Origin of the sequence: Acinetobacter sp. YH12049 (assembly GCF_013419875.1) — a bacterium.
Lineage (GTDB): Bacteria > Pseudomonadota > Gammaproteobacteria > Pseudomonadales > Moraxellaceae > Acinetobacter > Acinetobacter amyesii.
On sequence record NZ_VOZH01000016.1, the window covers coordinates 73,649 to 83,558 of the forward strand.

Annotated in this window: 12 protein-coding genes and 1 pseudogene; all 13 read left to right on the forward strand. The window is 37.9% G+C overall.

The window, feature by feature from the left end; genetic code table 11:
* Positions 1 to 5 precede the first annotated feature (5 nt).
* The 13 genes and pseudogenes from FTU05_RS08995 to FTU05_RS09055 all read left to right on the forward strand — a co-directional run bounded on the left by FTU05_RS08995 (position 6) and on the right by FTU05_RS09055 (position 9,762).
* On the forward strand, positions 6 to 581 hold the full coding sequence (locus tag FTU05_RS08995; RefSeq protein WP_111884815.1) for a DUF4126 domain-containing protein: 576 nt from the start codon (positions 6 to 8) through the stop codon (positions 579 to 581).
* A gap of 482 nt (positions 582 to 1,063) precedes the next feature.
* Positions 1,064 to 1,273, forward strand: a complete 210-nt coding sequence (locus FTU05_RS09000) for a hypothetical protein (protein WP_078191130.1) — start codon at positions 1,064 to 1,066, stop codon at positions 1,271 to 1,273.
* A gap of 105 nt (positions 1,274 to 1,378) precedes the next feature.
* A complete protein-coding gene (locus FTU05_RS09005) occupies positions 1,379 to 1,636 on the forward strand; it encodes a hypothetical protein (RefSeq protein ID WP_180059320.1) in 258 nt (85 codons plus the stop codon).
* 1,115 nt (positions 1,637 to 2,751) lie between these two features.
* A pseudogene (locus tag FTU05_RS09010) lies at positions 2,752 to 2,994 on the forward strand (DUF6868 family protein).
* A gap of 105 nt (positions 2,995 to 3,099) precedes the next feature.
* A complete protein-coding gene (locus FTU05_RS09015; RefSeq protein WP_168378549.1) occupies positions 3,100 to 3,801 on the forward strand; it encodes a DUF1003 domain-containing protein in 702 nt (233 codons plus the stop codon).
* Between the two features lie 608 nt (positions 3,802 to 4,409).
* On the forward strand, positions 4,410 to 4,868 hold the full coding sequence (locus FTU05_RS09020) for a GIY-YIG nuclease family protein (RefSeq protein WP_180027255.1): 459 nt from the start codon (positions 4,410 to 4,412) through the stop codon (positions 4,866 to 4,868).
* An 85-nt stretch (positions 4,869 to 4,953) separates the two neighbouring features.
* Positions 4,954 to 5,619, forward strand: coding sequence for a pseudouridine synthase (locus FTU05_RS09025; RefSeq protein ID WP_078191125.1), 666 nt, complete (start codon positions 4,954 to 4,956; stop codon positions 5,617 to 5,619).
* A 497-nt stretch (positions 5,620 to 6,116) separates the two neighbouring features.
* Positions 6,117 to 7,052: a hypothetical protein gene (locus tag FTU05_RS09030; RefSeq protein WP_180165042.1), complete on the forward strand. Its 936-nt coding sequence runs from the start codon at positions 6,117 to 6,119 to the stop codon at positions 7,050 to 7,052.
* Positions 7,053 to 7,185: 133 nt separating this feature from the next.
* Positions 7,186 to 7,572 carry a ribonuclease E inhibitor RraB gene (locus FTU05_RS09035; protein ID WP_078191123.1) on the forward strand — a complete coding sequence of 129 codons (387 nt, stop codon included), beginning with the start codon at positions 7,186 to 7,188 and terminating at the stop codon, positions 7,570 to 7,572.
* Positions 7,573 to 7,902: 330 nt separating this feature from the next.
* Positions 7,903 to 8,349, forward strand: a complete 447-nt coding sequence (locus FTU05_RS09040) for an SRPBCC family protein (RefSeq protein WP_180165044.1) — start codon at positions 7,903 to 7,905, stop codon at positions 8,347 to 8,349.
* Between the two features lie 45 nt (positions 8,350 to 8,394).
* Positions 8,395 to 8,763 (forward strand): DUF488 domain-containing protein, encoded by a 369-nt coding sequence (locus FTU05_RS09045; RefSeq protein WP_180009302.1) that lies wholly within the window; start codon positions 8,395 to 8,397, stop codon positions 8,761 to 8,763.
* Positions 8,764 to 8,919: 156 nt separating this feature from the next.
* A complete protein-coding gene (locus FTU05_RS09050) occupies positions 8,920 to 9,261 on the forward strand; it encodes a zinc ribbon domain-containing protein YjdM (protein ID WP_180089193.1) in 342 nt (113 codons plus the stop codon).
* Positions 9,262 to 9,423: 162 nt separating this feature from the next.
* Positions 9,424 to 9,762 carry a 5-carboxymethyl-2-hydroxymuconate Delta-isomerase gene (locus FTU05_RS09055; protein WP_180165046.1) on the forward strand — a complete coding sequence of 113 codons (339 nt, stop codon included), beginning with the start codon at positions 9,424 to 9,426 and terminating at the stop codon, positions 9,760 to 9,762.
* Positions 9,763 to 9,910: the final 148 nt, after the last annotated feature.

Here is a 9,910-nt window from a genome sequence, read left to right on the forward strand (position 1 = left end):
AGCCCATGGAAACAATATTAGGACTGTGTATTGGTATTGGCTTAAGTGCTGCCTGTGGCTTCCGTGTCTTTGTACCTTTATTGGTGATGAGTGTTGCTTCAATTTTAGGACTATTCGAACCGATGAAAGGATTCGAATGGCTATCTATGCCTGCTGTATGTATTGGCTTAGCAATTGCGACAGTTTGTGAAATTGCAGCTTACTATATTCCTTGGGTAGACAATGCCCTCGACACCATTTCAACACCTGCAGCGATGATCGCAGGGACCATCGCTACAATGGCAGTAAGTTCAGGTGAAATGTCCCAATTTGCCAGTTGGGCGGCAGCAATTATTGTCGGTGGTGGTACAGCAACAGCAGTGCAAATGAGTACCGTCGCTGCGCGTGGTGTATCTACCGCAACCACAGGTGGCGTTGCAAATCCGATCTTATCTACAGGGGAATGGATTGGCGCTGCAGTCTTGTCAGTATTGGCCTTTTTAGTCCCATTTTTCGTGGTGATCTTAGTGATTGCAATCGTGATCTGGTTGGTTCGCCGCATACGCCAAAAACGAACTGTACAGGTCGATACCCCTTTATAAACCAATCAACATTTCACTCTAAAATGAATCCATCTTTTAGAGTGAATGATCTGCATTTTGTTTAATAAATATAAAAATAAAAATCCGAAACCGAGTTTTTCAGCGTTTACTAAAGATTATAAAAATTATAAGAAGTGCTACTGATACATAGACCTTCATACAGTTAGAGACAGTACTTTCGTTTGTCTGATTTGGACACCGTATTTGTTAATGCCAGTTCGAGTGAAAAATACCTTTATTCAACATTCCAAGCACTCGGCTTAAGCGCAAAAAATGAAATCGAGCAATCCCACCTATCCATCCTAAAAGAGCACATCATTCTGCGTTTAAGTCATCCAAGAAACGCCTAATAATATCTTTAAAATATGGTTGATTTTTAAACAATAAAGGCATAATTTTAGTATGTGATTATAAATCACATAATTTTTATATGGATTTATTTAATCTTTGAATTTTATAAAAAATAATCAGGGGAATGGTAGATGATTAAATTTATAGTCGATGAAAATGCCTTAACGAATGGCTCGCATTTAATTCACAATGGTACGCAAGGATGTGTAGACATGCCGCAATTTGACCAGCAAATATTGATTGGTTATTTTGCCAATTTCGAACTCGCTTATAAGCGTGCACGAATGAGCTGGCCAACAGAAAAAGTTGTTGGTTGCGATAAATGCTGTAGTCAAAGCTAGAAATTCAACATGCATTAACCTTGAAATAACGCTGTATATCCAAGAAAAATGGCGCAGAAATTGCTAACTAAAACAGGTAATCGCGTTATTAATAGGATATACAGCATGACCACAGAAACCATCCGCTCTACAAAATATCCAGCGCAGGCACATGCCTATGCAGCATGGCCTTTGATCCTGATTATCATTGGTGGTGCGATTGGACTGGTATATGCCGTGATTGCTTATTTGATCAATCTCAAAATATATGCATCAGACCTCAGTCGAATGAATAAAATTTTGGCCAATTTACTTTGTGGTATGACGGCATATAGTGGTTGGTGGTTTAGCGCACAGTGGGTACAAAGCTATTTAGCTCAATGACCAATAATGCGTTGAATAGATCATCCATTAAATAGCTGATGTTACACACTTAAAAGTAGTTTTGCATTTTTAAAATGATTTTTAATTCTATTCGACGGCGTCTTATATCTAGGGATTGAATAAAGGGATTAGCCTTCGGCTGGAGGTACTCTTACGAAACATTGTTTCTCATTCGGCAAAATGAGAAGCGAAGCTTCGCAAGGAAACCATCTTGCGGAGCAATGCTCCTCACCGCAAAACTCGCTCATTACCGTCAAATTATTCACAGTATCGCAAAAACATTTTTGATTAAAAGTAGCTCTGTCTCAAACACTTGCGTATGACGTTACCGCGTATCGTTCATTTATTTGAATCAAATTGCGCTTCTAATGTTACTGCGTAACATCAGTTCAATAAGTAGAACAAAGATAGATCTAGATCATTAGTTACTCATTGAGCGGTGTTTTGTGAGTCATAATTTATGTAGATAATTGAACCGGAGGGGGAATGTTCAGCGGCGATATATTTTTAAATTTGACGCTGTATTTGTACGTTTGAGCAGTTGTGAAAGAAAATTTTCTTATAATTGGGTAAATCTGCAGATAAAAAACGCTGAAATGAGCTGAAAAGATAAAATATCCTGCCAAACCTAAAATGGCTGAAAAAATTTGCTGAATTTGCAGAAAATTAGAAAAACTTAGGAAATTAATCCCGATGCCCTTTGGTTAAAGTATATCTCAAGGGTGTGATAGAGATTGAAAAGAGTAGCATGCTGTCAGTGGTGCAAAACACGCGTACAGTACTCACCCAAAAGGTCTCGATTCAGCTTAGGACGCTATAAACCAGAAGTTTATAGGCTATAAGATCATGACTTATAAAGTGATGATAGTTGAAGTAAACAACATTGTTTTCTCTTATACCACCCCAAAAATTTAAGCCAAAATAAAAAACAATAATAAATCATTACTCCTTTAATCCGCACAAAACAAACCACACCAGTTTAATCACCATAAGCTTAAAGATCATCAGGCATCTCCCGTAAAAATAGTCCAAATCTAAGCGGAAATTTAAAAGCAATATTCAATTGCTCGAAAGGGGCATAAACTAAGGATAAAAATACGCTTAGGAGATTTGCCATGAACTTGAGTCATTTAAGCGATTTCTTGCTGTATAGCTTAGTGATTAACTATCTGATTTTAATCATTTGGTTTGTGGTATTTGTCTTTGCTAAAGATTGGATGAAACGCCTGCATGGGCAGTAGTTTAAGCTGAGCGATCAGCAGTTTGACGCTATTCATTATGGTGGAATGGCTGTCTATAAAATTGATATTTTACTTTTGAATTTAACCCCCTATATTGCATTGCACTATCTAAAATAGGCTTAACCATAAAAAAACTGAGTGTAAAAGCACAAGCTGCTTGCATTAAATTTAGGCAAAACAGTATGCTCAAAAGAACATAAAATTCAATTGGGCAAGGCAAGAATGAACGGGAAAGTAGAATGCCGTACTTGTTTGGTGTGCAAAAAAAGTTTCCCACTGAAAAATATGATTCCAATGGGAACCGTGCGTAAAGTCATTACAGAAGAAATTGCACAGGATTTTCCTGAATCTGGTGCTCAGGACTATATATGCCAAACTGATTTGACCAAATACCGTATGCAATATGTACAGTCAATTCTGAACTCCGAACAAGGCGAAGTCTCCAATTTAGAATATGAAGTGCTGAACAGCATGCAGCAGCATGATCTGATTAGCAAAAATGTTGAAGAAAAGCTGGATCAGCAGTGGAGTTTTGGCGAAAGGCTAGCGGATAAAATTGCAACATTCGGCGGTAGCTGGGCATTTCTTATTTGTTTTACATTGTTTTTAGCGGTGTGGATTTTAGTCAATACGGTGGTGATGGTGAAGCACCCTGCTGATCCTTATCCTTTTATTTTGCTGAATTTGATGTTGTCTTGCCTCGCTGCCATACAAGCGCCCATTATTATGATGAGCCAGAACCGTCAAGAAGCCAAAGACCGCATGCGTTCGGAGAATGATTATCAGGTGAATTTAAAAGCTGAATTAGAAATTCGCCATTTACATGAAAAGATAGATCATTTGTTGATGCATCAATGGGATCGTCTTGCCAAGATTCAGGAAATTCAGCTGGATTTGCTGTCTGAAATGAGTAAAAAGAAGTAATAGTTTGCTTTGAACAGCATAAATAATTGTTGTTTGAGTACTAAGTTGTGGCGGAAATTCTCGGAAAAAGTCATTTATAAGATGGAAAAAATGCTAAAAAATGATACAAGGAGAAAATATTTTCAATATATCTTTAAATGTGAAAAATATTTTTAAAATAAGCCAAAAACAGTAATTTTCAGGGAAACAATCCCTCTTCGATATCACTACTATATATACCAAGGGTGTTACAGAGATTGAAAAGAGTAGCATGCTGTCAGTGGTGCAAAACACGCGTACAGTACTCACCCAAAAGGTCTCGATTCAGCTTAGGACGCTATAAACCAGAAGTTTATAGGCTATAAGATCATGACTTACAAAGTGATGATAGTTGAAGTAAACAACACTGTTTTCTCTTACACCCTAAAAAATTTTTTAAGAATTCAATCGAATAATAAATCCTTCCATCTTTTTCAAAATTCCAGACTTCGCATGTATTCCCAACAAACTTTGATCATTGCTGATGTAATAAATATCACGCAGAAGATAGCAAAATTAAGCAAACCTTTAGATTGTCCTTTGCCACAAAGTTGTTATGCTTAACTATCTAAATTTTAAATAATTTTATTATGGGTTATCTTGATCAATTGATACAGGATTGTCTGCAGGCACAGCAGACTAAAGCTGAGCGTATATTTGAGTTTTCAAGTTTTGATGATCTTGCTCTACACGCACATTATATTTATGTGATAGAGCAAGTTGGTGGCGATATACAGCAGACATATCAGGACTATGCTGCATTTAAGGCATTGAAAACCCATACTTGCGCCAAGTTAAATCAACCCAATCACATTCTGTATGTCGGATCATCACGGACAGGTATAAAGAATCGTTTAAAACAACATTTAGGTTTTGGGCCTAAACGAACCTATGCCTTGCATTTATCGCAGTGGTTTCAGGGCAAATATCGCATCACACTACATCAGTATCCTTTAACCACGAGTGCAAGCATCTTACAGTTACTGGAGGATGATTTGTCTCATTCATTAGCACCAGCCTTTGGTAAATTGGGGACCAATAATCGTTAGGGTTAGACCTGATCGGCCAAAGTCGATTGACAGCGAATTAGTCAGTTGTTATTTTGCCGACATTCTCCCAGTACACAGTCTATCCATGCCTTTAGATCCCAACTTTGTCTATGCGCCGCCTCAAGGTCCTCTACGTATTTTGTATGAAGATGCAGACTTGGTTGTTATCGAAAAACCGGCGGAATTGTTGTCGGTTCCGGGACGTTTGCCTGAGCATCATGACAGTGCCTACCTTCGTGTTTTGGAGCAGTATCCTGCTGCAAAAATTACCCATCGTTTAGACATGGCAACATCAGGCATTTTGATGTTTGCGAAACACCGCGATGCAGAAGTGGCAGTGAGTAAAATGTTCCAAGCGCGGACGGTTCAAAAGCAATATGTGGCTTTAGTTCAGGGCAAACTTGAAGGTGAGGGCAGTGTTGAAGTGCCCCTCATTACGGACTGGGAAAATCGCCCACGTCAGATGGTGCATTTTGAATTGGGCAAACCCTCAAAAACCTTGTATCAAGCCATTAGCTATGACGCAAGCAAGGACATTAGCCGAGTATTATTAACACCAGTGACAGGGCGTTCTCATCAGCTACGTGTACACATGATGCATATTGGGCACCCAATTACAGGGGATCAACTGTATCACCCGAATGCAAAACAGAGCTCACTCGGACGGATGGCGTTACATGCTTGCGATCTGGCATTTACCCAGCCTTTAACTCAACAAGCTGTTCATATTCATTGTGCGGCAGAATTTTAAAGCATATTCATGTGAATGCTCATTGTTCATAAAAACTGCTGCATTGAATTAAAACCTTTGGGACTCGTAAAAAGCGCAGAATATCTACAGCTTTAAATAGGTTTTTCTGCTTAAAAATGATTCATGATATACACTATATCCCCAATTCTGGGGATATATAAATAATTTAAATATCTCTATAAAGTATGTGAAAAATTTAGAAAGATTGATATTAAATTTCTTTGTAGCTTTTAGTAAATAAACGCCATTTTTAAGGTTTTATTATATTTTCTAATGAATATTGAATGATTACTTTTTTAATATAAAAATATTTTATTAAAATGATTTAAAACAGCATTTTAGTTAAATTGTGTGCAAGTGTGTATTTGGTCAGATAAATACAGTTTTTTGCATTTATTCTGCTAATATGAAATAAATTATTGATTTTAATTTTTATAAATTAGGTTTGTTTTGGGGAATAAACTTAAATTATTGAAGCTTATTTTGAGGATTGGCAAATGATCAATATTGCTTTAATCGTCCTTATCATCCTATTAATTGTGGCTCTCCTTTTTGTTTATAACCGCAAATTGAAAAATGATAAAACCCTACGTTCACTGCAGGAAAACTTCGATCGTGCGCGGTTAAAACTGGCTGAAACAGAGTCGCAACAAGATGAACTGAATTATGAAATCAGTCAATTACGCATTCAAAACAGTGGCTTAAAAATCCAAGTCGATAAAGTAGCGAAATATCAACATATTGTGGATATTGAACAATATGTTGAGTATCGAACTTTACAGGCAGATGGCTTGTTAGAAGTCACCAAAGCCAATGCAGATATCATGTTGAATGATATTCGCGCCAAGATCGAACAAGTGCGTCAGTATTTGAGCAAATATCAAGAAAAAGCCAAATTACAAACGCAGGAACAAGCCCGTGCCGAGTTAAAAGGTTTATATAGCCAAGCGCTGGATCAGCAGCATTTGGAAAACATCAACCGTGCTTTGGACAACAAAATACGGGGCTATCAGTCAGCGTTCTTTTTGCCTTTACAGAGTATTTTAGATCAGCTGATGGATGGTATGAATGAATCTGCGGCAAAGCAAAATTTGACTGCGGTACGTTGCAAAATGATTGATGCAATGGAGCAGCAATCGACTGCAAAATGTAATTATGTTGATGAAGAACGTCGTTTGGCTGCGATGCAATTATTTACATTGGTGTTTAATAGTCGTGCTGATTTGTATTTAGCCCAATTAAATACCAAAAACTTAGGTGAGCTATTGCAGGCTTTGGCGGATGATTTCACCTTGCTCAATGCGCATGGTGTACATTTTAGTCAGGCACGGGTACTCGACAGTTATCTACAATTACGCTTAGAAGAATTGAAAATGGCAGCTTTGGTTTTACATCTTAAAGAAACTCAGGCCCACATGGATGTTGTGGTTTAATTTGAATGGTTATCAGAAAGATCACTTCGGCGGTCTATTTCTGATTAAAGAGATTTAGCTAATGCAAATTGCAACAATTATCCGTTAATCTAAGTCAACAGAATAAAATTCATAAACGATAAGGGAAAGTACAATGACTCGTGATTTTAAACAATTTCCAGATGATGATAATGGCAATGTGCTGTGGCAGATGCAGCAAGATGGTGACGATCTATCTGTGCCGCACGAAATCGAATATTCAATTGCCTTTTCGACTCAAGAGCAGGCTGAACAGTGTGCATTGTACTTATTGAAAGAAGAGCAAAAAATTTCATTGTTCCAAGATGAAGAATCAGATCGCGTGGAATGGATTATCACGGTCTATGTTTATATGGAACCTGATTATGAAGATATCGTTGATTTAGAGCAGTGGTTTATTAAAATTGCGGAACAACATTCGGGCGAATATGACGGCTGGGGTTGTATGGCTTATATCTATGAAGATGATGATCTGGATGAAGATGAAGCACAATTGAGTTAAGTCTCACTATTGCATCTTTAGCAACAAGAACCCAGTGATTCAACTGGGTTTTTTATTATTTAAATTTTAGAGAAATTGTGTAGAATTTTGATTTTTAAATATTTTTAATAAAAATCAATATGAATGCAGTTCACAAAACATAACACGGCATTGCGTTAAAGTGATGGGATCAATCTGTAGGATTCGCTATAGTATTGAACAGCAATGACCTTTCTCGCACGACTCAAAGCTGTTTCATTTAGAACGTTTCAGTGTGATAAAAATGGACGATAAAGCGAGGGTGAATGCATGTGGATGATTCAGTGAAAACAATGACAAAAGGACATCATCATGAGCAATACTGTTCGATTACATCGTGTTTTTAGTGCGCCTGTAGAGCGCGTTTATCGTGCCTTTGTGGAGCCAGATGCTTTAGTGAAATGGATGGCACCGCATGGATTTACGGCCCATGTGGAACATTCGGATGTGCGTGTAGGTGGCTCGTACCGCATGTCATTTCAAAATTTTTCAACGGGAACCACACACGCTTTTCATGGTGATTATCATGAAGTCGTGCCGAATCATTTACTGCGCTATACAGACCAATTTGATATGCCAGAGTTAGCTGGTGAAATCGAAGTCACTGTTGAGTTTAAAGCGGTCTCAGTAGGAACCGAAGTGACGATTGTACAGGCAGGGTTGCCGAGCGTTATTCAACCTGATGCCTGTTATTTGGGTTGGCAGGAGTCTTTACAGTTGCTGGCTTTTTTAGTGAATCCAGCGATCCCCGATGAATAATTTGAAGAATGATCGAAAAACTGTAAATAGATGATGGAGGGCTTAATGACCGTACATATTAAACGTATTTATGATGAGATAAGCCCAGATGACGGTAAACGCATATTGGTCGATCGCTTGTGGCCGCGTGGTATCAGTAAAGTGAGCGCAGAGCTAGATTTGTGGCCGAAGGCATTGACGCCATCGACAGATTTACGTCGTTGGTATCATCAAGACGAGGCAATGGCTTCTCGTTGGGACGAGTTTAAACAGCGCTATTTGCAAGAAATACAGCCACATCAAGCCGAGTTGGAACAACTACGGGCATGGGAAAAAGAGGAGCCACTAACCTTACTCACAGCGGCTAAACATACGGATAAAAATCATGCGCATATCTTAAAAGCGTTAATATTAAACACCTCATTAGATATCTAAAATTTAAACCTTCAAGTGCTGTAGCGTTGTGAAATTTACGACCTTCACAAGGTGATTAAACCATACGATATTTATGGTTTTTAAGTTTATGAAATACATAAAAATGTTATATTAAGTTTTTATGGATTTTTACATCCATCTTTTTTGAGGTCTTTTATGTCTTTACCCAATTGTCCCCAATGTAATTCTGAATATACCTATAATGATGGTGACTTACTGATTTGTCCCGAATGCTCACACGAATGGCGTGAAGGCGAAAGCGCTGCTGATGAGCAGGTGCTGATTAAAGATGCCAATGGCAATGTATTGGCCGATGGCGACACGGTTACTGTGGTGAAAGATCTTAAAATTAAAGGTTCATCTTCAGTGGTGAAAGTTGGCACCAAAGTTAAAAATATCCGTCTTTTAGTCGATGCAACAGATGGTCATGACATTGATTGTAAAATTGATGGTATCGGGGCAATGAAGCTCAAATCTGAATACGTGAAAAAAGTTTAAGTTTCGTTTTTGTTCGCTCCAAAGCAACCTTCAAGCATCCTAAGCGAAGGCCACACTTGGCTTAGGATGTCTACTTAAACATGAAATAGATAACTAATCCGCTATAGATTTTATTTTTCAGCCTGCATAATAGACGCATTACAGGTTTGAAATGTATTTACTATGCCGCATATTCATTTGGAATATTCCAATAACCTTGAGCTTGAGGCTCGTCCTTTACTTAAAGCGCTGAACGCTGCCTTATTTGAATCGGGTCATGTCAGTGCCATCAATGATATTAAGAGCCGCGCTGTCGCTCAGGAAGAGTTTGTTGTGGGTTTGGATGAACACGCTCAACATGCGTATATGCATGCCAAAGTTTCATTATTGACGGGTAGAACGGTTGAAGTTCAAAAGCAAATTTCATTGTTACTATTGGACGTGTTGAAACAACATGTCACAGCTTCAGCAATAGAAGTGCAACTTTGTGTGGAAATACTTTGTACACGACAAAAAAGATAACTTATTGAAATAATGGCATAGTACTTGTTTTCTGACGACGAATATGATGACACATTTCAATGAGTTACATCTCATCTTAAACAAATATCTAAAGTGGAACAAGTCACATGCAAAATGTTTTACACTGATTATGCTTGCATTAATTGTA

Coding starts and splice junctions, on each gene's coding strand:
- FTU05_RS08995 (WP_111884815.1), top strand. CDS start 6: ATGGAAACAATATTAGGACTGTGTATTGGTATTGGCTTAAGTGCTGCC.
- FTU05_RS09000 (WP_078191130.1), top strand. CDS start 1,064: ATGATTAAATTTATAGTCGATGAAAATGCCTTAACGAATGGCTCGCAT.
- FTU05_RS09005 (WP_180059320.1), top strand. CDS start 1,379: ATGACCACAGAAACCATCCGCTCTACAAAATATCCAGCGCAGGCACAT.
- FTU05_RS09015 (WP_168378549.1), top strand. CDS start 3,100: ATGAACGGGAAAGTAGAATGCCGTACTTGTTTGGTGTGCAAAAAAAGT.
- FTU05_RS09020 (WP_180027255.1), top strand. CDS start 4,410: ATGGGTTATCTTGATCAATTGATACAGGATTGTCTGCAGGCACAGCAG.
- FTU05_RS09025 (WP_078191125.1), top strand. CDS start 4,954: ATGCCTTTAGATCCCAACTTTGTCTATGCGCCGCCTCAAGGTCCTCTA.
- FTU05_RS09030 (WP_180165042.1), top strand. CDS start 6,117: ATGATCAATATTGCTTTAATCGTCCTTATCATCCTATTAATTGTGGCT.
- FTU05_RS09035 (WP_078191123.1), top strand. CDS start 7,186: ATGACTCGTGATTTTAAACAATTTCCAGATGATGATAATGGCAATGTG.
- FTU05_RS09040 (WP_180165044.1), top strand. CDS start 7,903: ATGAGCAATACTGTTCGATTACATCGTGTTTTTAGTGCGCCTGTAGAG.
- FTU05_RS09045 (WP_180009302.1), top strand. CDS start 8,395: ATGACCGTACATATTAAACGTATTTATGATGAGATAAGCCCAGATGAC.
- FTU05_RS09050 (WP_180089193.1), top strand. CDS start 8,920: ATGTCTTTACCCAATTGTCCCCAATGTAATTCTGAATATACCTATAAT.
- FTU05_RS09055 (WP_180165046.1), top strand. CDS start 9,424: ATGCCGCATATTCATTTGGAATATTCCAATAACCTTGAGCTTGAGGCT.